At 67.1% G+C, this 20,069-nt stretch carries 20 protein-coding genes; 5 read left to right on the top strand and 15 right to left on the bottom strand.

Features of this window, described 5'->3' with window-relative positions:
* Positions 1-57: 57 nt before the first annotated feature.
* From KNJ79_RS10200 to KNJ79_RS10185, 4 genes are all read right to left on the bottom strand, one after another.
* The gene (locus KNJ79_RS10200; protein ID WP_053554080.1) at positions 58-339 is read right to left on the bottom strand and encodes an NAD(P) transhydrogenase subunit alpha; all 282 of its coding nucleotides are present in this window, start codon (positions 337-339) and stop codon (positions 58-60) included.
* Between the two features lie 153 nt (positions 340-492).
* On the bottom strand, positions 493-1,080 hold the full coding sequence (locus KNJ79_RS10195) for a fasciclin domain-containing protein (protein ID WP_317150981.1): 588 nt from the start codon (positions 1,078-1,080) through the stop codon (positions 493-495).
* 114 nt (positions 1,081-1,194) lie between these two features.
* A complete protein-coding gene (locus tag KNJ79_RS10190) occupies positions 1,195-2,316 on the bottom strand; it encodes an NAD(P) transhydrogenase subunit alpha (protein WP_317150980.1) in 1,122 nt (373 codons plus the stop codon).
* 10 nt (positions 2,317-2,326) lie between these two features.
* On the bottom strand, positions 2,327-2,449 hold the full coding sequence (locus KNJ79_RS10185) for an aa3-type cytochrome c oxidase subunit IV (RefSeq protein ID WP_089214485.1): 123 nt from the start codon (positions 2,447-2,449) through the stop codon (positions 2,327-2,329).
* 230 nt (positions 2,450-2,679) lie between these two features.
* On the opposite strand from KNJ79_RS10185, the gene KNJ79_RS10180 reads away from it, so the two are divergent.
* Positions 2,680-4,113 carry a sigma-54-dependent transcriptional regulator gene (locus KNJ79_RS10180; RefSeq protein ID WP_089214484.1) on the top strand — a complete coding sequence of 478 codons (1,434 nt, stop codon included), beginning with the start codon at positions 2,680-2,682 and terminating at the stop codon, positions 4,111-4,113.
* A 6-nt stretch (positions 4,114-4,119) separates the two neighbouring features.
* Here KNJ79_RS10180 and folP read toward each other — a convergent pair whose 3' ends face one another.
* From folP to glmM, 7 genes are all read right to left on the bottom strand, one after another.
* A complete protein-coding gene (folP, locus tag KNJ79_RS10175) occupies positions 4,120-5,250 on the bottom strand; it encodes a dihydropteroate synthase (protein ID WP_317150979.1) in 1,131 nt (376 codons plus the stop codon).
* 178 nt (positions 5,251-5,428) lie between these two features.
* Entirely contained in the window at positions 5,429-6,568 is a 1,140-nt protein-coding gene (locus KNJ79_RS10170) for a site-specific DNA-methyltransferase (RefSeq protein WP_317150978.1), read from the bottom strand.
* A gap of 228 nt (positions 6,569-6,796) precedes the next feature.
* Positions 6,797-7,693 (bottom strand): oxidoreductase, encoded by an 897-nt coding sequence (locus KNJ79_RS10165; RefSeq protein ID WP_317150977.1) that lies wholly within the window; start codon positions 7,691-7,693, stop codon positions 6,797-6,799.
* Positions 7,694-7,711: 18 nt separating this feature from the next.
* Positions 7,712-8,269 carry a ribonuclease HII gene (locus KNJ79_RS10160; protein ID WP_317150976.1) on the bottom strand — a complete coding sequence of 186 codons (558 nt, stop codon included), beginning with the start codon at positions 8,267-8,269 and terminating at the stop codon, positions 7,712-7,714.
* A 127-nt stretch (positions 8,270-8,396) separates the two neighbouring features.
* Complete coding sequence (gene thiD / locus KNJ79_RS10155) at positions 8,397-9,551, bottom strand: bifunctional hydroxymethylpyrimidine kinase/phosphomethylpyrimidine kinase (RefSeq protein WP_317150975.1); 1,155 nt, start codon at positions 9,549-9,551, stop codon at positions 8,397-8,399.
* 16 nt (positions 9,552-9,567) lie between these two features.
* Entirely contained in the window at positions 9,568-9,801 is a 234-nt protein-coding gene (locus KNJ79_RS10150) for a DUF1272 domain-containing protein (RefSeq protein ID WP_089214478.1), read from the bottom strand.
* Between the two features lie 49 nt (positions 9,802-9,850).
* Entirely contained in the window at positions 9,851-11,188 is a 1,338-nt protein-coding gene (gene glmM, locus KNJ79_RS10145; RefSeq protein WP_317150974.1) for a phosphoglucosamine mutase, read from the bottom strand.
* 106 nt (positions 11,189-11,294) lie between these two features.
* On the opposite strand from glmM, the gene KNJ79_RS10140 reads away from it, so the two are divergent.
* Both KNJ79_RS10140 and KNJ79_RS10135 read left to right on the top strand, forming a co-directional pair.
* Positions 11,295-12,542 carry a dicarboxylate/amino acid:cation symporter gene (locus KNJ79_RS10140; protein WP_317150973.1) on the top strand — a complete coding sequence of 416 codons (1,248 nt, stop codon included), beginning with the start codon at positions 11,295-11,297 and terminating at the stop codon, positions 12,540-12,542.
* Positions 12,539-13,534: an aldo/keto reductase gene (locus tag KNJ79_RS10135; protein WP_317150972.1), complete on the top strand. Its 996-nt coding sequence runs from the start codon at positions 12,539-12,541 to the stop codon at positions 13,532-13,534. Before KNJ79_RS10140 ends, KNJ79_RS10135 begins: the two co-directional genes overlap by 4 nt.
* Before the next feature lie 276 nt (positions 13,535-13,810).
* On the opposite strand, the gene KNJ79_RS10130 is transcribed toward KNJ79_RS10135, so the two are convergent.
* Genes KNJ79_RS10130 through KNJ79_RS10115 form a run of 4 tightly spaced genes read right to left on the bottom strand, consistent with a single transcriptional unit; the run spans position 13,811 to position 18,902 of the window.
* Positions 13,811-14,509 (bottom strand): NnrU family protein, encoded by a 699-nt coding sequence (locus tag KNJ79_RS10130; RefSeq protein ID WP_317150971.1) that lies wholly within the window; start codon positions 14,507-14,509, stop codon positions 13,811-13,813.
* A 45-nt stretch (positions 14,510-14,554) separates the two neighbouring features.
* Positions 14,555-15,856, bottom strand: a complete 1,302-nt coding sequence (locus KNJ79_RS10125) for an amidohydrolase family protein (protein ID WP_317150970.1) — start codon at positions 15,854-15,856, stop codon at positions 14,555-14,557.
* On the bottom strand, positions 15,853-17,259 hold the full coding sequence (locus KNJ79_RS10120) for an amidohydrolase (RefSeq protein ID WP_089214776.1): 1,407 nt from the start codon (positions 17,257-17,259) through the stop codon (positions 15,853-15,855). Before KNJ79_RS10120 ends, KNJ79_RS10125 begins: the two co-directional genes overlap by 4 nt.
* 14 nt (positions 17,260-17,273) lie before the next feature.
* Positions 17,274-18,902 carry a peptide MFS transporter gene (locus KNJ79_RS10115; protein WP_317150969.1) on the bottom strand — a complete coding sequence of 543 codons (1,629 nt, stop codon included), beginning with the start codon at positions 18,900-18,902 and terminating at the stop codon, positions 17,274-17,276.
* 167 nt (positions 18,903-19,069) lie between these two features.
* Between KNJ79_RS10115 and KNJ79_RS10110 the strand changes: the two genes are divergently transcribed.
* Both KNJ79_RS10110 and KNJ79_RS10105 read left to right on the top strand, forming a co-directional pair.
* The gene (locus tag KNJ79_RS10110; RefSeq protein WP_317150968.1) at positions 19,070-19,651 is read left to right on the top strand and encodes a nitroreductase family protein; all 582 of its coding nucleotides are present in this window, start codon (positions 19,070-19,072) and stop codon (positions 19,649-19,651) included.
* A gap of 70 nt (positions 19,652-19,721) precedes the next feature.
* Positions 19,722-20,069, top strand: coding sequence for a GntR family transcriptional regulator (locus KNJ79_RS10105; protein WP_317150967.1), 348 nt, complete (start codon positions 19,722-19,724; stop codon positions 20,067-20,069).

The raw sequence follows: 20,069 nt of genomic DNA, 5'->3' as shown, positions 1-20,069 counted from the left end.
TCAGGCCTTGACGTGGAGACCCCGGCCTTCGCCGGGGTGACGATTGATTTCCGACTGTTAGCGCTCTTTTTTCTTGTACATTGCGAGCATGCGTTCGGTGACCGCGAAGCCGCCGAAGATGTTGACGCTCGCCATGACGACGGCCGCGAGGCCCAGCCATTTCGACAGCGGCGAGCCCGCGGCGGCGCTCGCGATCAGCGCGCCGACGATGATCACCGACGAAATCGCGTTCGTCACGCTCATCAGCGGCGTGTGCAGCGCCGGGGTCACCGACCAGACGACGAAATAGCCGACGAAACAGGCGAGGACGAAGATCGAAAAGATGGCGATGAAATCCACGGCATACTCCCCTGTTGATTCCGTGCGCGCCCCTATTGCAGCCCGGGAGCGGGGCTGTCGACTCCTAAGCGGTCGAAAAGTCGCGCCCGCGAGGCATTATCGCCAAAAATACCGGCGTTTAGCGACATAAAATTTCACGGCAGCACGGAGGCTCTACGTCTTGGGCAACAGCACCGCATCGACGACATGCACGACGCCATTCGACTGGTCGAGATCGCTGGCGGTCACGGTCGCCTTGTTACCGCTTGCCGCGGTGAGCAATATCTTGTCGCCGTTCATCGAGGCGGTCAGTTCCTGCCCGTCGACGGTGGTCAGCACCGCCTTGCCGGCGCCCTGCTCAATCTTCGCCGCAAGGTCGGCCGCCGCCAGCTTGCCCGGGACGACATGATATTTGAGCACGCCGGCGAGCACATCCTTTTGCGCGGGGCGCATCCAGCCGTTGCGCGTGACCACCGGAACCTGCTGAAACGCTGCGTCGCTCGGCGCGAAGACGGTGTATGGCCCGTCGCCCGACAGCATTTCGGCGAGCCCCGCCGCGGTTACTGCCGAAACCAGCGTTTTTTCATTGGGCATCGCCATCAGATTTTCGATGATATTGTGCGACGCATCGGTGGTTCCGGCCACCGCGCCGCCGTCGATCTTCATCGTCTCGGTCGCCGGCGGCTCGGGGGTCTTGTCGCATCCCGTCAGGGTGATCGCCGCCACGGCGGCCGCGCATAGAAGCTGCCTGTTCACGCTCATGCTCTCCTCGTTCGAAATCCCGCCGGAGGACGGGCGAGCATATCAGAAGCTCGCCTCCGTCCCTCCCGCGAACGCGCAGTGGGGCGCGAAAGTTTCAGCAGAAAGTCGGCCGCGTCAGCCGAGCAACCGCTCGTTGACGACCTTGCCGCCCTGCGTCAGCCGCACAGCATTGCCGATCTCCTCGTCCAGCACGGGCTTGCCCGCCTCCTTGTCCCAGAAAGCCGAGAGGAAATTGAACAGGTTGCGGCTGAACAATGCGCTCGTGTCGGCGGGCATCAGCGCCGCGATATTCTGCGCACCGATCACCGTGACGCCGTGGATCTTCTTCGTTTCGCCCGGCGCCGAACCTTCGACATTGCCGCCGCTTTCGGCCGCCATGTCGACGATCACGCTGCCCGCGCGCATCGTCGCGAGCTGCGCATCCGAGATCAGCCGCGGCGCGGGGCGGCCCGGGATCAGCGCGGTGGTGATGACGATGTCCTGTTTCGCGATATGCGACGACACAAGTTCGGCCTGCGCCGCCTTATATTCGTCGGACATTTCGGTGGCATAGCCGCCCGCGCCCTCGCCCTCGATCCCCGCGACGCTTTCGACGAAGATCGGCTTGGCGCCGAGGCTGAGAATCTGCTCCTTGGTCGCCGAGCGCACGTCGGTCGCGCTGACCTGCGCGCCGAGGCGCTTCGCGGTCGCGATCGCCTGCAGCCCGGCGACGCCGACGCCCATCACGAACGCCTTGGCGGCGCTCACCGTGCCGGCGGCGGTCATCATCATCGGAAAGGCACGGCCATAGGCGTTCGCCGCCATCAGCACCGCCTTGTAGCCCGCTAGATTCGCCTGACTCGAGAGGATATCCATCGACTGCGCACGCGTGATGCGCGGCATGAATTCCATCGCCAGCGCCTCGATCCCCAACTGGGCATAGGCATCGACGCGCGCGCGCTCCCCGAACGGGTTGAGCCCCGCCGCCAGCCATGCCCCGTCGGCAAAGCCCGACAGGCTCTCGGGATCGGGCCCCTGCACGCCGAGGATGATGTTCGCGCCCTTCAGCGTGTCGGCGCGGCTGCCGACCTTTGCGCCCGCGGCGCTATAATCGGCGTCGGCAATCGAGGCATGGTTGCCTGCTCCCGATTCAACGGCAACTTCGGCGCCCAGCCCGATGAATTTCTTCACGGTTTCGGGGGTCGCGGCGACACGAGTCTCGCCCGGGGCGAGCTCTTTCAATACGGCGATGCGCATGCCGGTCGCGTCAGGACGCGATCAGGAGGACGACGAAGGCCGCAACGATCACGGTCAGGATCGTGCCCGTCTTGAGCAGGCTCAGAAAACCCGCATAGGTTTCGTTCGCCGTCTTCATTTCCTGTTCCGCCATCGCTCTTCCCCTACATAGCTTTGCCCGGCCGCGCGCGCGGGCCGAAAATCCGGATTCGCGCCGGTCTTAGCCACGCCTCCCGCGATGCTCAAGGGGCCGCGTGTCGCGGCGCTTCGGGGCCGCAAATGTCGTGCGGCCTTAATCGCCCCTTTACCCCCTGTGGCGTAGGTCACTGTCCCAACGCGGAACAATGGCATATTGGACTGGAACAAAGGGAAGAATCGGGAACGATGGCGACCAACCGCGACACACGAATGCTGATGATCGTCGACAGCGAACCGGCGCAACAGCGCTTTCTTTCGGCGCTCGCCTCGCGTGGCGGCTGGCGCAGCGTGATCGCGGCCGATACCGACACCGCGCTCGCCAGACTGGGAACGCAGGACGGCATGGCGCTCGACGCAGTGATCGTCGATCAGGGCGCGCCCGGCATCCCGATCCCCGAATTCGTCGCCGAACTGCGACGCTGGCGCCCCGCGCTGCCGCTGGTCGTCATCACGATGCGCAACGGAGTCGAAATGGCGGTCGCCGCGATGCGCGCGGGGGCGAGCGATTTCGTCCAGAAGCCGATCGCACCCGACCGGCTGCTCGAAGCGCTCGACCGCGTTACCGGCTCCGGCGGTCCGCAGGGCGAGCTCCGGCCGCTGACCGAAAAGCTCCGCGCGCCGCTCGGTTTCGAGGAAATCATCGGCTCCTCACCCAATTTCCGTACCGCGCTCGCGATCGCCGCGAAGGCGGCGCGCGCGCGCATCCCGGTGATGATCAACGGCAAGCCCGGCGCCGGCAAAGAGGTTTTTGCGCGCGCGATCCATAGCGCCAGCCCGCGGTCGCGCGGCGCGCTGGTGATGGTCGATTGTTCGGCGGTGTCGCCGGGGCTGATCGGATCGGGACTGTTCGGGCACGAGCGCGGCGCCTTTCCCGGCGCCTTCGATCGCCAGATCGGCCGGCTGGTGCAGGCCGACGGCGGCAGCATCATCATCGACCATATCGAGTGCATCCCGCTCGAAACGCAGGCCAGGCTCGTCGAATTTCTGAGCACCGGCGAAGTCCAGATGATCGGCGGCAGCATCCGGCAGAATGTCGACGTCCGGATCATCTCGACCAGCGCGAGCCCGCTCGACAAGCTGATCGAGGCCGGGCATTTCCGCGAGGATCTCTATTATGCGCTGACGACGGCGCAGCTGACGCTGCCCTCGCTCAGCGAACGCCGCGGCGACATCGGGCCGCTCACGCGCCACCTGCTTACCCGCATCAGCGGATTGCCGGGCATGGGACAGATCGGCATCACCGACGATGCACTGCGCCTGCTCGTCTCCTATGCATGGCCGGGCAATGTCCGGCAGCTACAGGACGTGTTGTTCCGCGCCGCGGTCGAGAGCAAGACCGACGTCCTCACCGCAGCCGATTTTTCGGCGATCGAGGCGGCGCTGGGCGGCGGAACGGCGAACAATGACGGCGAGATCGCGATCAACGGCGAAGCGATCGGCGTCACCCTCTATCTTCCCGACGGCAATCTGCGCCCGCTCGAGGAGATCGAAGCCGACGTCATCCGCCTCGCCATCGGCCACTATCGCGGCCGGATGAGCGAGGTGGCGCGCCGTCTGGGCATCGGGCGCTCGACGCTCTATCGCAAGCTCGGCGAACTCGGCATCGACACCGCAGCCTGAGCGCGCTCAGGCCGTCAGCGCCGCGTCGCGCAGGCCGCGCCAGATCCGCAGCGCCTGCCGCGTCTCGGCAACATCGTGGACGCGCAAGAGCTGTGCCCCCTGCCCCGCTGCCTGGTAGTGGAGCGCGATCGAGCCGCCGAGCCGCGCATCGGCCGCGGCCTCATTGTCGAGCGCGCCGATCATCCGCTTGCGGCTCGCGCCGACCAGAACCGGGCAGCCGAGCGTATGGAAGAGCGCAAGGCCGTTCACCAGCGCGAGATTGTCGGCGACCCCTTTGCCGAAGCCGATGCCCGGATCGACGATGATCCGCTCGCGCGCAATCCCCGCCGCCGAGCACGCCGCAATCCGCTCGGCGAGCATGTCGTAGACGTCGAAGAGGATGTGCGCATAGCTGCCTCCCTCGTGCGGGTCGCTCTTCGCCGAGGGGGCGTGCATCAGGACCACCGGGCAGCCCGCATTTGCGACGACCTCGATCGCGCGCTCGTCGTAGCGCAGCGCCGAAATATCGTTGACGATTGCCGCGCCGGCGGCGAGCGCCGCCTCCATCACCGCGGCCTTGCGCGTGTCGATCGACACCGCAACCCCGCCCTTCGCAAGCGCCGCGACGACGCCTTCGACGCGCTGGATTTCATCGCCTTCCCAGATCAGCGGCGCGCCGGGGCGTGTCGATTCGCCGCCGACATCGACGATCGCCGCGCCCGCCATGCCCATCGCAAAGCCCGCGTCGATCGCCGCCGCTTGGTCGACATGCTTGCCGCCGTCGGAGAAGCTGTCGGGGGTGACGTTCAAAATGCCCATCAGCTGCGGTTCGCTGAGGCGGATCGTCCGCTCGCCGAGCTGCAGCGTCCCGCGCGGCCGCTGCGTCGCGGCGCGCTGCGCGGCCGCGGCTTCGGCCAGCGCATCGGGCATCGCCGCGATCCAGTCGTCGAGTTCGGGAACCAGAACGATCGCCGATTTCACCGCGTCCTTGTCACGCACGCTGACGTGCCACGCGGCGAACCACAGCATCGTATCCGCAATGCGCAAGCAGGCGTCGTCGAACTCGTGCGGCCGGTCGAGGAGGCAGGCGGGGCGCAGATAGACGCGGGCATCGGAAGACGCTTTGCCGAGGTCGGCCTTGATGAGTGGCTGGAACATCGGTTTTCGCTACGCCCTTCCGCCGAATAAAAGCCGTGCGCTCCCGCGGAGCCGAAGGCGGCGCGTAGCACCAACGCGGGAGCCCATCTCCCGCCGGCGCCATCTGGAACCGACCGGAGATGGGTCCCCGCCTTCGCGGGGACACGCGGCTCTGTTGTCCAACACTTGTCGAATATCCCTACGCCTCGTTCGCGAGCAGCCAGTCCTGCCGCACCGCGTCGATCACGCGCAATTGCCTGCCGTCGTCTATGTGCCAGAAGGTCCAGCCGTTGCAGCTCGGCGCGCCCTGCACGCCCGCGCCGACCTTGTGGATCGAGCCTGCCGGTTGGCCTTCGCATTCGAGGCTGCCGTCGACGCGCACCACCGCCTGCCAGCGGCGCTTCGCGTCGGTGAGCCGCGACCCCGGCGCGATCATCCCGCATTCGACGAGCGTGCCGAAAGCAACGCGCGTCGCCGCCTTGGGCGCCATCATCGTCTTCACCGTGCTCTCGTCGAGCGGCAGCGCCATCTCGATGCGTTCTTTCGCCGCCGCGATGTAATCGTCCTCGCGCTCGATCCCGATATAATGGCGCCCCAGCCGCTTCGCGACCGCGCCGGTCGTGCCGGTGCCGAAAAAGGGATCGAGGATCACGTCGCCGGGGTTCGAGCAGGCGAGCAGCACGCGATAGAGCAAAGCCTCGGGCTTCTGTGTCGGATGCACCTTGTGCCCGCCCTTCTTCAGCCGCTCCGGCCCGCCGCAGATCGGGATCAGCCAGTCGCTGCGCATCTGCAACTCGTCGTTCAGCGTCTTCATCACGCGATAGTTGAACGTATAGCGCGCTTTTTCGCCCATCGACGCCCAGATCAGCGTTTCGTGCGCGTTGGTAAAGCGCGTGCCCTTGAAATTGGGCATCGGGTTCGCCTTGCGCCACACGACATCGTTGAGGATCCAATAGCCCTGATCCTGCAATGCCGCTCCGACGCGGAAGATATTGTGATAGCTTCCGATCACCCAGATGCTGCCGTTGGGTTTGAGGATGCGGCGCGCCTCGGCGAGCCAGGCATGGGTGAAGCGGTCGTAGGCGGCAAGGCTGTCGAACTTGTCCCAATCATCGTCGACCGCGTCGACCTGGCTGCCGTCGGGGCGGAGGAGATCGCCGCCGAGCTGGAGATTATAGGGCGGATCGGCGAAGATCATGTCGACCGACGCCGCGGGCAGCGAGCGCATCATCTCGATGCAATCGCCCTGCAATATGCGGTCGAGCGGCAGGTCCGCCGGGGTCGCTTTCGCCGTCCGTGCCTTCGCCGCCGGCGCCTTGACCCGCTCCATCACACCCATGCGCTTGCCCCTCGTTCTTAACCAAAGAAGGCCCTGATGAGTCCGGCGACACCCGCCGTCAAGCACGAGTCGCTAGGCCCAAGCCCTGACAAAATGGTTAACGGCAGGAGAACGAAAGGAGTCTGCCACGACATATGGAGTCGGTCGCGACTCGGAGACTCAACCACTGGTGGTGTGGCGATGAGGACTCAGCGCGGAAATTTTTTCGGCGCGGGCCGGCGCGCGCGGTCAAATCCCCGGATCGACCCCGCTGAGGTCGATCGAGCGCTCCCAAAGCTCGCGCGCCAGCGCCGGATCGCGCGCGACGCCCGCCGTGCGCGCCGGTCCCGATCGCCCGGTGACCTCGCCCAGCCCTTGCGGCCCGACATAGTCGCCACCCTGCACATGCGCGCCGGTCGCGGCGTGCAAGGTCGGCCACGCGCCGCGCGCCGCGCTGTTGAAGAAGGGCGCGGCGAGCGGCGCCAGATAGCGCAGCGGCATCGGCAGGTGCCGCTGCAGCTCGGTCAGCGCGACGCCGGGATGACAGCCGATCGCCTGCGTCGCGCGACCGGCGGCGCCGAGCCGCCGGTCGAGCTCGAACATATGGAGCATGTTGGCGAGCTTGCTCATCTGATAGCGCGACCAGTTATGATAGCCGCGCTCCGCGCCGAGGTCGCTGTAATCCATCTCACCGCCGCGATGCGCGAGGCTGCCGGTGACCACGATCCGGTCGTCGACGTGCCGATGGACCAGTCCGGTGAAGGCGAAGTGGCCGAGGTGGTTGACCCCGAACTGCAGCTCATAACCCTGCCGGGTCAAGCTGCGCGGCGGGATCATCACCCCGGCGTTGTTGATCAGCACGTCGATCCGCGGTCCCGCCAGCACCGCCGCCGCCGCTTCGCGCACTTGATCGAGATCGGCGAGGTCGAGGCGCCGGAAGGAGAGCTCGGCCTTCGGCACATCGGCGCGAATGCGCTCGATCGCCGCCGTGGCACGGCTTTCGTCGCGGCATGCGAGGATCACCCGCCCGCCGCGCGCGGCGAGAACCCGCGCCGCCTCGAACCCGATGCCCGCATTGGCGCCCGTGATCAGGAAGGTGCGGCCGGTCTGCGCCGCAACATCGTCGGCCGTAAATCCGTCCCTCATCGCGCCCCCTCTTCTCGATCAGATCAATGACCTTTGCGCAACCGGTGCAAAGCTGGTCCGATGGAGCGGCGTCGGGCCGTGGAGGCGCAGCGCCGTCAGATGCTCGGGCGTAGCATAGCCCATGTTCCTTTCCCAGCCAAAGCCCGGAAAGTCGCGCGCAGCCGCGACCATGAAGCGATCGCGATGCTGTTTGGCGACGATGCTCGCCGCCGAGATGCACGGGTGCAGCGCATCGCCGCCGACGATGGCGCGCGCGCGATAGCGCCAGCGCGGCAGGCGGTTGCCGTCGACCAGTATCTCGTGCGGATCGCACCCCAGTGCCTCGACCGCGCGCGTCATCGCGAGGAAGGTCGCCTGCAATATGTTGATCGCGTCGATCTCGGCGACGCTCGCCTCACCCACGCCCCAGCGGCAATGCGCCTTGATCTCGATGTCGAGCTCGGCGCGTCGCTTTGCGGAGAGCTTCTTGGAATCGTCGAGCCCGTCGATCCCGCGCTCGCACAGGATCACCGCCGCGGCCACAACCGGCCCCGCGAGCGGCCCGCGCCCGGCCTCGTCGACGCCGACGATCAACATGGCCTCCCCTCCCGCTTGCGGGAGGGGCAGCGAGACTTGCGAGCTTGCTCGCTAGTCGCAGCGGGGTGGGCCGGGACCAGGGCGAGATGCGCCCACCCCTGGCCCCTCCCGCAAGCGGGAGAGGAGATCAGATCCGCCACGGCGGAAACCTCCGATACTCACCCGCCTGATAAAGACACAAGCGGTTACCGTCGGGATCGGTCAACCGCGCCTCGCGCCAGCCCCAATCCTCGTCCTTCGGCATCTGGTCGAAGCGCACCCCGCGCCGCGCCAGATAGGCGACCCACGCATCGAGCGCACCGCTTTCGAGATAGGTGGTGGCTCCCGTTTCTCCCTTCCCGCTTGCGGGAGGGGAAAGATGGATCGAGAGGGTGACGCCGTTCGCCGCCTCGAACCGCGCATAGCCATTGTCCGGACTATCGACGATCTGCGTCAACCCGAGCTGCTTGTAGAAGGCGACCGACGCGGCATAATCGGCCGCGGGCAGTGTGATCTGGTTGAGTGCGGGACCGGTGAACAGCCCGTCGTTGCGAACGGCCTGCTGCCCCATCGGGCCGTGCCCCCCGCCCAGCCCCGGCGCATCGAGCAGCGCTAGCCGCACGAAGTCGCGCGCGCGCGCCACCGCGGGTTCGAGCGGCATCCCCTGCGCGAGCCCGGTCGCGATGGCGCTCGCGAGCGTGCAGCCGGTGCCGTGGGTGTGCGGCGTGTCGATCCGCGGCGCTTCCCAGCGCGCAACCTCGCCCGCCTCGGGTTCGATCAACCGGTCGACCACCATGTCGCCTTCACCATGCCCGCCCTTGGCGAGCAGCGCGCAGCCATGTGCGAGCACCGCCTCCTCGCCGCCGAGCGCCGCAAGCTCGCCCGCATTGGGCGTCGTCACAGCCGCACGCGCCATCAACGCCTGAAAGGCGCGCACGGTCGCCGCATCGGCGAGCGTCGACCCGCTCGTCGATACCATCACCGGATCGAATACTACCGCCGCACCGGCAAGGTCGGGACGTCCCAGCCGCTCGGCGACCGCCGCCGCGGTTTCGGCGCTGCCGATCATGCCGATCTTCACCGCGTCGACGCCGATATCGGCGACGACGCTGTCGATCTGCATCAGCACCATCTCGGTCGGCACCGCATGGACGCCCTGCACGCCGAGCGTGTTCTGCGCGGTGATCGCGGCGATCGCGGTCATCGCGTGGCCGCCGAGCATCGTCACCGTCTTGATGTCGGCCTGAATCCCGGCGCCGCCGCCGCTGTCGGACCCCGCAATGATGAGAACGCGCGCGGTCATGCCGCCCTCCGCACGATCAGCCCCGCGCTCCCGGATGGCGCCGTTCGGTCGAAGCGGGAAATTTCGCCAGCGCCGGGCCTTCACGCATCGGCCGGTCGAGCAGGTCGCCGCCACAATTGGGGCAGCGCTCCTCCAGCTTGTCGGCGCAATCGGCGCAGAAGGTGCATTCGAACGAACAGATGAAGGCGCCGTGCTTGTCGGCAGGCAGGTCGCGGCCGCACCGTTCGCAATCGGGACGCATTTCCAGCATAGTCAAAACCTTTCTTCGCTCCGCACTCTGGCGGAGCCCTTTCGATATATCAGCCCGCCGCGACGCGCACCGCGTCGCAGATCATGTCGACGACGCGCTCGACCTCGCCGGCATCGTCGCCTTCGGCCATCACGCGGATGACCGGTTCGGTACCCGACGCGCGGATCACGAGCCGCCCGCGTCCGGCAAGCGTCGCCTCGCCCTCGGCGATCGCCGCCTGCACCGCGCTATCGTCGAGCGGCTTCCCGCCCGCAAAGCGGACATTCTTCAAAATCTGCGGGACGGCGTCGAACTGGTGAAGCAATTCGCTCGCGGGCTTGCCCCCCGTAACGAGTTCGGCGAGCAGCTGCAACGCCGCGAGCGTCCCGTCGCCGGTCGTCGCATGATCCGACAGGATCATGTGCCCCGATTGCTCGCCGCCGACGTTGAAACCGCCCTCGCGCATCCGCTCGAGAACATAGCGGTCGCCGACCTTGGTGCGCTCGAGCCTCAGCCCTTCGCCTTCGAGGAAGCGTTCGAGCCCCAGGTTCGACATCACCGTCGCGACGACCCCGCCGCCGGTCAGCCGCCCCTGCCGCGCCCAGCTCGCGCCGATCAGCGCCATGATCTGATCGCCGTCGACGATCGCGCCCGCCTCGTCGACGACGATCAGCCGGTCGGCGTCGCCGTCGAGCGCGATGCCGATGTCGGCGCCGCTCGCCACGACCGTCTCCTGAAGCAAGGCGGGCGCGGTCGATCCGCACTGGTCGTTGATGTTGAGCCCGTTCGGCGACACGCCGATCGCCACGACGTCGGCGCCGAGCTCCCAGAACACGGTCGGTGCGCTGTTATAGGCGGCGCCGTTCGCGCAATCGACGACGATCTTCAGTCCGTCGAGGCGGATATGCTGGGGCAAGCTCTGCTTGACCGCGTGGATATAACGCCCGCGCGCGTCCTCGATCCGCTTGGCGCGGCCGATCTGCGCAGGCTCGGCGAGCCGGGGTTCGCCGGCAAGCAACGCCTCGATCTGCACCTCGTCGGCGTCGGAGAGCTTGTAGCCGTCGGGGCCGAACAATTTGATGCCATTGTCGGCGAAGGGATTGTGGCTCGCCGAGATCATCACGCCGAGGTCGGCGCGCATCGAGCGCACGAGCATCGCCACCGCCGGGGTCGGCATCGGGCCGACCTGCACGACGTCCATGCCGACGCTGGTGAAGCCCGCGACGAGTGCATTTTCGATCATATAGCCCGACAGGCGGGTATCCTTGCCGATCACGACGCGATGCTTGTGCGCGCCGCGCAGAAAATGCGCGCCCGCCGCCATGCCGACCCGCATCGCGACCTCGGCGGTCATCGGCGCCTTGTTGGTCAGCCCGCGAATCCCGTCGGTTCCGAAAAACTTGCGCATGGTCGCTCCGCTACTTAATCCTTCGGCGGAAGCATGGTGTCCCGTCGGTCTCCACCGGCCCTAGGTTACCGCTTTTTTCTTTGCAAGTTGGCGGGGGACTTTGAGCTTGAAATCGGCATGGATCATTCTCTCGGCGTTGATCGCCGGGATGCTGCTGGGGCTTGGCGCCGAAGCGCTCGCGCCCGACGTCGCGGCGCGCGCGCTGCCGATCATCGAGCCGATCGGGCAGCTCTGGCTCAACGCGCTCAAGATGACGATCGTGCCGCTGATCGTCGCGCTGCTCATCACCGGCATCACCGCGACCGCCGACGCGGCGCGCGCGGGCAGGCTCGCGGCGCGCGCCGTCGCGACCTTCATCGCCGCGATCATGATCTCGGGCGCGATGTCCTTCGTGATGACCCCGCTTTTGCTGCGGCTGTTCCCGCTGTCGGCCGATGCCGCTGCGGCGCTGCGGCACGGACTCGGCGGTGAAGCCGCGACCGGGCCATCGCCCGGCTTCGCCGATTTCATCCTCGGCCTCGTCCCGACCAACCCGATTGCCGCAGCGGCGGAGACCGCGGTGCTGCCGCTGATCGTCTTCACGACGATCTTCGCCTTTGCGATCACGCGCATAGCGCCCGAACAGCGCGCGACGCTGGCCGGGCTGTTCAAGGCGCTGGGCGACGCCATGCTCGTCGTCATCGGCTGGGTGCTCGCCGTCGCGCCCGTCGGGGTCTTCGCGCTCGGCTATGCGCTCGCGATCAAGGCGGGGCTCGCGGCGTTCGGCGGGCTCGTCCATTATGTGCTGATCGTCTCGGGCATCGGCGTCTGCTGCGTGATCCTCGCCTTCGCGCTCGCCTTTCTTTTCGCCGGCCTGTCGCCGCTGCGCTTCGCCCGGGCGATGATCCCGACCTTCGCGGTTGCGGTGAGCACGCAAAGCTCGCTCGCCAGCCTGCCCGCGATGCTCGAGGCATCGGAAGAACTCGGCGTCGATCCGGAGAAGGCCGACGTCGTGCTGCCGCTAGCGGTCGCGCTGTTTCGCTTCACCAGCACGGCGATGAACCTCGCCGTCGTGCTCTACATCGCGTGGCTGTTCCACGTCGATATCGGCATCTGGGCTGTCGTGATGGGGCTGCTCGTCGCGGTCGCCTCGGCGCTCAGTTCGGTCAGCCTGCCGGGCTCGATCAGCTATGTCGTGTCGATCGCCCCGATCGCGGGGGCCATGGGTGTTCCCGTCGGCCCGCTCGGCCTGCTCGTTGCGGTCGAGACTTTTCCCGACATCTGGCGTACAGTCGGCAATGTCATCGCCGACGTCGCGGCAACCAAATTCGCGGCGCGCGGCTCCCCCGACGACAATCATGGAGAGCGAGCATGAAATATCGCACCCTCGGCCACGGCCTTGAAGTGTCCGCGATCGGCATCGGCTGCATGCCGATGATCAAGGGCGGCAACATCCTCTATGGCGAAGCCGCCGACATGGATGAAGCGACGCGCACGATCCACCGCGCGATCGACCTTGGCGTCACCTTTTTCGACACCGCGCAAATCTATGGCCCGTTCAGCAACGAGGAACTGCTCGGACAGGCGATCAAGGGCCGGCGCGAGGGCCTCGTCATCGCGACCAAGTTCGGCTTCCGCTTCGAAGGCAAGACGATCACCGGGGTCGACGGCTCGCCCGAAAACGCCCGCCGCGCGTGCGAAGGCTCGCTCCAGCGGCTCGGCATCGACACGATCGACCTCTTCTACCAGCACCGCGTCGACCCGAACGTCCCGATCGAGGAGACGGTGGGCGGGATGATGGAGCTCGTCAAGGAGGGCAAGGTGCGCCACATCGCGCTCTCCGAGGCAGGCCCCGACACGCTGCGCCGCGCGGCGAAAACCGCGCCGATCACCGCGCTGCAGAGCGAATATTCGGTCTGGGAGCGCGAGGTCGAGGCCGAAATCCTGCCCGTCTGCCGCGAACATGGCATCGGCTTCGTCCCCTATTCGCCGCTCGGCCGCGGGTTCCTGACCGGCACGGTGCGCAGCCGCGACGAGCTGCCCGAGAATGACTGGCGGCGGAATGACCCGCGCTGGTCGGACGAGAATTTCGCCGCCAACCTGCGCATCGTCGATGCGATCGCGGACGTCGCGGCAAAGCATGGCGTCTCGAACGCGCAGGTCGCGCTCGCCTGGCTGCTCGCGCAGGGCGACGACATCGTCCCGATCCCCGGCACCAAGCGCCGCGCGACGATGGAGGACAGCGTCGCCGCCGCCGACCTGACGCTCGACGCCGACGACCTCGCCGCGATCGCGGCGGCGGCACCCGTCGGCGCCACAAGCGGCCCACGCTACGGCGAACAGGGGATGCGGATGGTGCGGCTGTAGGATATTGTAGGACATAGCGTGTGCTCCCGCGAAGGCGGGAGCCCATCTCCTGCCGGCGCCATTGGAAAACGACCGGTGATGGGTCCCCGCGTTGGCGCTACGCGCCGCCTTCGGCTCCGCGGGGACACACGAACTTTGGCAAATCCATCTTGAAGGGCGGAAACGCTCACCCCCGCCCCTTGATCTCGTTCACCGCCTCGGCGAGCACGTCGAGTTTGTGGTGCAGCCGCAGCGCCATATCCGACAGATGCGCGTCGGCGGCGGCCATCGCGGCGCTCAGATCCAGCGCCAGATCCCCGCGGCGATATAGCCGAGCGCGCCATGCGCCCAGGTCGCCGCGAGCCAAAGGACGATCCCGCCCCACAGCGCGTGACCGCGCGGGATCGTGTCGCCCCACGGCGCTGCGCCGCCGAACTGGCGGGCGAAGGGCAGATAGCTCGTCCGCGCCGTCCAGTGGCGCCACGCATCGCCCATCTGCTTCGCCTTCTTCACATCCTGCCCCGCCGCCCCGACGAGCGCGAGGAAGGCGATCGTTGCCGACAGGACGAGCTGCGCCGGCGTCGGCATGACGAGCGCATGCGCGAGCGCCCACAGCGCAAAGCCCCACATCATCGGATGGCGGGTGATCGCAAAGACGCCGCGCGGCGCCCTTTGCGCGGTCGCGGCGGCGCCGGGGGCGGGAAGCGCGGGATTGCCGACGAGCGATCCCATGAACAAGATGCTCGCCACGAGGACGATCAGCGATGCGAGCGCCCACAGCGGATCGTCGACCGCCCAGAGCGGCGGTTCGGGCGGCATCGACCGCCACGCCTGCACCACCATGACCAGCGTCGCGATCGCGACCAGCGAATAGACGATCTGAAAGGCTCGCTCGCCCATCCGCCCCGCGAGCGGCTCGCGCAGCGGGTGCGACAGGATCAGGTGCGAGCCGACGAACAGCGCGCAGGTGACGATCAGCAACGACATCGGTTCCACGGCCCTCTTCCCTTCATCATGGCCGCGTCGGTTCAGGCGCGGCAGCTACCAGTCATAGGCGTTGGGCAGCGCGCCCTCGGCCGGATCGGCATAGCGGTCGCGCAGCCGGTCCTGCCGCGTCGTCAGCGACTGGCGCTTGCCGTCGATCCAGATCGCGGTCGGGCGGCTGCCCAGCTCGAGCGGATCGCGATCCCAGATCACCACATCGCCGACGCGCCCCGGCTTCAGCGAGCCGATGCGATCGTCCATGCCCACCGCGCGCGCGGGGCCGCTGCTGATCGCGGCAAAGGCCTGATCCCAGCTCAACCCGCTCGTGCCCGGCATTTTGGTCAGCGCGACCAGATTGCCTGCATATTGCGTCGCATAGCCCATCTTGTGCGCATCGTCGTCGTCGAACACGCCGACCGCGACCGTCACCCCCGCGGCTTCGAGCCGCCCGGCGTTCGACTGCGTCGCGCCGAGCTGTTCGAAGCTGTTCGGCAGGTCGGTGAGCGGCGAGACGATCACCGGCACGCGCGCCGCCGCGATCTGCGGCGCCACCAGCCAGCCTTCGGTCGCCCCGACGAGCACCAGCTTCATCGCGGGAAAATCCTGCTTCAGCTTGACGACGTTCAATATGTCGGCGGCGCGGTCGACGCGCACGAACAGCGGCGTCGTGCCGTCGATCACGCGCACCAGCGCGTCGGCGTCGGCGCGCTGGATCATCGCGTCATTGCCCCATTCGGCGAGCGTCGCGGCCCCGCGGGCATAGCTGCGCGCCGCGAGCAATTGTTCGCGAAAGAGCAGGAAGGTCGCGGCGCGGCTGCCGCCCGCCTTCGACGCGCCATCCTCGCCAAAGGCGACATATTGCAGCGCGCGCGGGCGCGTGACCATGGCCATGTCGTCGCCCAGATCGACGACCGCGCCCTGACCTGCGAACAAATTGCTGCTGCCTCCGGGCGCCACAACTGCGCGCGTGACGCCCGCTGCGCGGTTCACCACGACCGGCGAGCCCATCGGGTTGAGCGCCGGCGCAATGTCGAGCCCGGCGGAAAAGCGCGTGCGCGGCGCGCTGCGATCGTTGGTGCCGGAGACCGCATCGACTTCGGTCAGCCCGACGCGGCTGAACGCCGCGACGATCCCCGGCGTCACATAATGGCCGCCGGCATCGACCGTTTCGATCCCCGCGGGCACCGCAACGCCCGCACCCGCCGCGACGACCTTGCCGCCGCGCACGACGACGGTGCCGCCTTCGACCGGCGCGCTGCCGTCGCCGATGACGAGCTTCGCATTGGTGATCGCGACGTCTTGCGCCGCAGCAGGAAGCGCAAGCAGCGCGGCGGCGGAAAGCAGGAGCGCGCGGATCATTTCACATCTCCCTCGCCCGGCTGGCCCAACTCGAAATCGCTCACCGGCCGCCGCTTCGGATCATCGGCGTCGTACAGCAGCGCACCGTCGATCCATACCTTTTCGGGACGCGTATAGACGCTGAACGGATTGCCGTTCCACAGCACGACGTCGGCCATCTTGCCGGGCTTCAGGCTGCCCGTCTTGTCGGCGATGCCGAGCGCGGTCGCGGGGTTGATCGCGAGCCAGCGCCACGCGCGCTCGTCGCTGATCGTCAGCCCCATGCGGCGCCCCGCGGCGAGCGCCTTTGCCGCCTCCTGATTGAGCCGCTGGATCTGGTTCGCATCGTCCGAATGGACGATCGCGCACGCCCCCGCCTGCTCGACCATCGGCAGATTTTCGGGCACCGAATCATAGGCCTCCATCTTGAAGCCCCACCAGTCGGCCCACAGCGCGGCGCAAATGCCTTCCTTCCTGAGCAGGTCGGCGACCTTGTAAGCCTCGACCGCGTGGTGGAACGCGGTGACCTTGTAGCCGAACTCGTGGCTCATATCGATGACCTGCGCCATTTCGTCGGCGCGGTAGCAGTGATTGTGGACGAGGATCTCGCCCGACAGCACGCCCGCGAGCGTTTCCATCGCGAGGTCGCGATCGACCGTCTTGCCCTCATCGAGCTTCTTCTTATAGGCTGCGGCCTTCGCCCAGGTCTGGCGGTCGACCGCGAAATTGCCCATGCGGGTCGAGGGCATCCGCCCCTTGCCGCCATAGACGCGCTTCGGATTCTCGCCGCACGCCATCTTCATGCCATAAGGCGCGCCGGGGAATTTCATGCCCTGCACGGTGCGCGACGGCACATTCTTCAGCGTCACTGAACGCCCGCCGATCAGGTTCGCGCTGCCCGGCAGGATCTGCAAGGTCGTCACCCCGCCGTTGGCGAGCGCGCGCGAAAAGCCCGGGTCCTGCGGCCAGACGCTATGCTCGGCCCATACTTCGGGGGTCGTCGGGCTCGTCATCTCATTGCCGTCGCTATGCGCGTCGACGCCGGGCGACGGATAGACGCCGAGGTGGCTGTGGACGTCGATCACCCCCGGCGTGACGAACTTGCCGCGCCCGTCGATCACCAGCGCGTCGGCGGGGATTGCTGTATCGGCGCCGCCGATGCTCGCGACCTTGCCCTCCGCCAGCACCACCGTGCCGCCGTCGATCCGCCCGCCCTCGCCGTCGAAAATCGTCACGCCCGTCACCGCGGTCACGCGGCCCGGATAGGCGTGATAGGTCGAGGGATAGGGGTTCTTGTCGAACCGTTCGGCCTTCGCGCCGGTCGCCGCCGGCGCGGCGTCGCTCCCCGCCGCCTGCGGCTGCGCGTCGGTCGCCGCGCATCCTGCGAACACCAGCGTCGCCGCGGCCAGAAGGCCGCTCTTCATGCCCCGGACCATGATCAGCTCGCCGGCTTGGGTTCGGGGTGGACGCCGGCAGCCTGTGCCTCGCCCAGTTCCTCGGCGCCCGCGACATCGGACGGACGGTCGCGCAGCGTGTCGAGGTGCATCCAGCGCTTGACGATCGGCGACAGCGCAAGGACGACCACCGCCACCCCGAGCGTGATCCAGCCGATCTCGTTATAGATGGCGAGCGTCGCCTCCTTGGTCATTTCGCCGCTCTCGCCGCCGGTCGCCTCGCCGATCTTGCCCGCGACGAAATTGCCGACCGCGGTCATGTAGAACCAGGCGCCCATGATGAGCGATGCCATGAAGGACGGCGCGAGCCGGTTCATCGCGCTGAGCCCGACCGGCGACAGGCAAAGCTCGCCGGTCGTGTGGAGCAGATAGAGCAGGAAGACGAAGATCACGGGCGTCATCGTTTCCATTCCGACGCTCTTCGCGCCCCAGACGAAGACGAGAAAGCCGAGGCCGACCTGCGCGAGCGCCAGCGCGAATTTCGCCGGCGCCGACGGCTCAAGCCCGCGCTTGCCGAGCCATTGCCACAGCGCGGCGAAGACAGGCGCGAACAGGATGATATAAATGGGGTTGATCGACTGGAACACCGAAGCCGGCACCCCGCCGATATCGACATAGCGGTCGGTATAGAGGTTGAAGCTGCCCCCCGCCTGCTCGAACAGACCCCAGAAGAGCGGGTTGAGCGCGATGAGGAACAGGATGGCGAAAATCCGCTCACGCGGCTCCTTGTCGAGCCTGAAAGCCTGAAAGAGCACCCAGCCGAGCAGGGCGAAGCCCGAAATGATCAGCAGCGTCTGGATGACATCCTGATATTGTACCAGCGCCCACATCACCGCGACTGCGGCGAGGCCGATGCCATAGATGGTCATTTCCTTGCTGCGCGCGAGCGGTTCGGGCGCTTCGCCCGCACCGAGCAGCACCTTCTTGCCGAGCACGAAGACGATCAGGCCGGCGACCATGCCGATACCGGCAAGGCCGAAGCCATAGGCCCAGCCGACGGTCTGGCCCAGATAGCCGACGAGGATGGTGCCAAGCGCGGCGCCGACGTTGATGCCCATGTAGAAGATCGTATAGGCGGCGTCGCGGCGCATGTCGGTCAGGCGATAGAGCTGGCCGACCATGACCGAGATGTTGGCCTTCAAAAAGCCCGAGCCGACGATAATCAGCGCGAGCGCGAACCAGAAGATGTTGATCGTCGGATCGGACTGTCCGCCGGTGCCCTCGAACGCCATGAACAAATGGCCGAGCGACAACAGCACCCCGCCGAACAGCACCGCCTTGCGCTGTCCGAGATAGCGATCGGCCAGATAGCCGCCAAGCACCGGGGTAATATAGACGAGACTGGTATAGGCACCATAGATCAGGTTCGATTTGCCGTCCGAAAACAGCCAGTGCTGCGTCAGGTAAAAGATCAGCAGCGCGCGCATACCATAGTAGGAAAAGCGCTCCCACATCTCGGCAAAGAAGAGCATATAGAGGCCGCGGGGGTGGCCGGCGAATTCCGGTTTCTTGCTCGCCGCGATCATCGCGCCGACGGTCAGAAACGCGCCCAATACCACGACCGCGATGACCGCCAGCCAGTCCCCTTCATCCCACAAACCTATATCTTTCATGCGTGTGCGTCCCTTGTCCCCGTTTGATTTTGCTGCGGCTTTTGCCGCGCGATGGCGCGCAACCTAGCGCGAAAATGACGGATTGAAAGAATCTAATTGCGCGTGAAACCAATGGAGGCGCCGCGACGCTCTTGCGAAAGCCTCGCAAAAGGGCCACATGCCCCGCCATGTTCAACGACATCTCCTCGCTCCGCTCGCACCTCGCCACCCGCCGTTCGGGCAAGGCGCGCGACATGATCGCGCCCGGCCCCGATGCCGACACGCTGCGCGACATCGTCGCGCTCGCCTTGCGCACGCCCGACCATGGCAAGCTCGCACCGTGGCGCATCGTCACCGTCGCGGGCGACCAGCGCGGCAGGCTCGCCGACTTGCTCAAACGCGCCTGGATCGCCGAGCATCCGGGGGCAGAGGGACTCGACCTCTCGGCGCTCGACCAGTTCGCGCATCAGGCGCCGACGCTGCTCCTGCTCCTCTCGACGCCGGTGCAGGACAGCAAGATCCCGGTCTGGGAACAGCAGATGTCGGCGGGCGCGGTCGGCATGAACCTGCTCCACGCCGCGCATGCGCACGGTTTCGTGGGGAGCTGGCTTACCGGTTGGGCCGCCTATAACCGCGACGTCGCGGCCGCCTTTGGTGCGCGCGACGGCGACACGATCGTGGGATTCTTCTTTTTCGGAACCCCTGGCGCCGAGCTGTCCGAACGGCCGCGGCCAGATTATGATGACGTGGTCGGCGACTGGGACATTTAGTTTCAAAAACTGGACCGGTCGAGCAAGTGGGCGATTTGACTGTCCTGCTGTCTTATGGCATTAAGGCGGCATGCTCGATCAGTCCAAGCCCGTGTATCAGCGCCTGCGCGACGTCATCGCCAACGCGATCCTCGACGGCGCCTATGGCGACGGCGACATGCTGCCGTCGGTGCGCTCGCTCGCGGCCGAGGAGGGCGCGAATCCGCTCACCGTGGCAAAGGCCTATCAGACCTTTCAGGACGAGGGACTGGTGACGGTCAAGCGTGGAGTCGGCATGTTCGTCGCCGAAGGCGCGACCGAACGGCTGCGCGAACTGATGCGCGACGATTTCCTGACCAACGTCTGGCCGCCCGTCGCGCAGCAGATGCGCCGCATCGGCCTCGACGCGCGCACCCTGCTCGACCTCAGCGACGCCTGA

Source organism: Sphingopyxis indica (assembly GCF_032879645.1).
GTDB classification, from domain to species: domain Bacteria; phylum Pseudomonadota; class Alphaproteobacteria; order Sphingomonadales; family Sphingomonadaceae; genus Sphingopyxis; species Sphingopyxis indica.
This window is presented reverse-complemented; position numbering and strand designations above follow the sequence as displayed.

Bases quoted from the DNA above. Each gene is read 5' to 3' on its own strand.
- KNJ79_RS10170 (WP_317150978.1), bottom strand. From the start codon at position 6,568: ATGGGTGTGATGGAGCGGGTCAAGGCGCCGGCGGCGAAGGCACGGACG.
- KNJ79_RS10160 (WP_317150976.1), bottom strand. From the start codon at position 8,269: ATGTTGATCGTCGGCGTCGACGAGGCCGGGCGCGGGCCGCTCGCGGGG.
- glmM (WP_317150974.1), bottom strand. From the start codon at position 11,188: ATGCGCAAGTTTTTCGGAACCGACGGGATTCGCGGGCTGACCAACAAG.
- KNJ79_RS10125 (WP_317150970.1), bottom strand. From the start codon at position 15,856: ATGATCCGCGCGCTCCTGCTTTCCGCCGCCGCGCTGCTTGCGCTTCCT.
- KNJ79_RS10115 (WP_317150969.1), bottom strand. From the start codon at position 18,902: ATGAAAGATATAGGTTTGTGGGATGAAGGGGACTGGCTGGCGGTCATC.
- KNJ79_RS10105 (WP_317150967.1), top strand. From the start codon at position 19,722: ATGCTCGATCAGTCCAAGCCCGTGTATCAGCGCCTGCGCGACGTCATC.
- KNJ79_RS10150 (WP_089214478.1), bottom strand. From the start codon at position 9,801: ATGCTGGAAATGCGTCCCGATTGCGAACGGTGCGGCCGCGACCTGCCT.
- KNJ79_RS10120 (WP_089214776.1), bottom strand. From the start codon at position 17,259: ATGAAGAGCGGCCTTCTGGCCGCGGCGACGCTGGTGTTCGCAGGATGC.
- folP (WP_317150979.1), bottom strand. From the start codon at position 5,250: ATGTTCCAGCCACTCATCAAGGCCGACCTCGGCAAAGCGTCTTCCGAT.
- KNJ79_RS10110 (WP_317150968.1), top strand. From the start codon at position 19,070: ATGTTCAACGACATCTCCTCGCTCCGCTCGCACCTCGCCACCCGCCGT.
- KNJ79_RS10180 (WP_089214484.1), top strand. From the start codon at position 2,680: ATGGCGACCAACCGCGACACACGAATGCTGATGATCGTCGACAGCGAA.
- thiD (WP_317150975.1), bottom strand. From the start codon at position 9,551: ATGACCGCGCGCGTTCTCATCATTGCGGGGTCCGACAGCGGCGGCGGC.
- KNJ79_RS10195 (WP_317150981.1), bottom strand. From the start codon at position 1,080: ATGAGCGTGAACAGGCAGCTTCTATGCGCGGCCGCCGTGGCGGCGATC.
- KNJ79_RS10165 (WP_317150977.1), bottom strand. From the start codon at position 7,693: ATGAGGGACGGATTTACGGCCGACGATGTTGCGGCGCAGACCGGCCGC.
- KNJ79_RS10190 (WP_317150980.1), bottom strand. From the start codon at position 2,316: ATGCGCATCGCCGTATTGAAAGAGCTCGCCCCGGGCGAGACTCGTGTC.
- KNJ79_RS10135 (WP_317150972.1), top strand. From the start codon at position 12,539: ATGAAATATCGCACCCTCGGCCACGGCCTTGAAGTGTCCGCGATCGGC.
- KNJ79_RS10185 (WP_089214485.1), bottom strand. From the start codon at position 2,449: ATGGCGGAACAGGAAATGAAGACGGCGAACGAAACCTATGCGGGTTTT.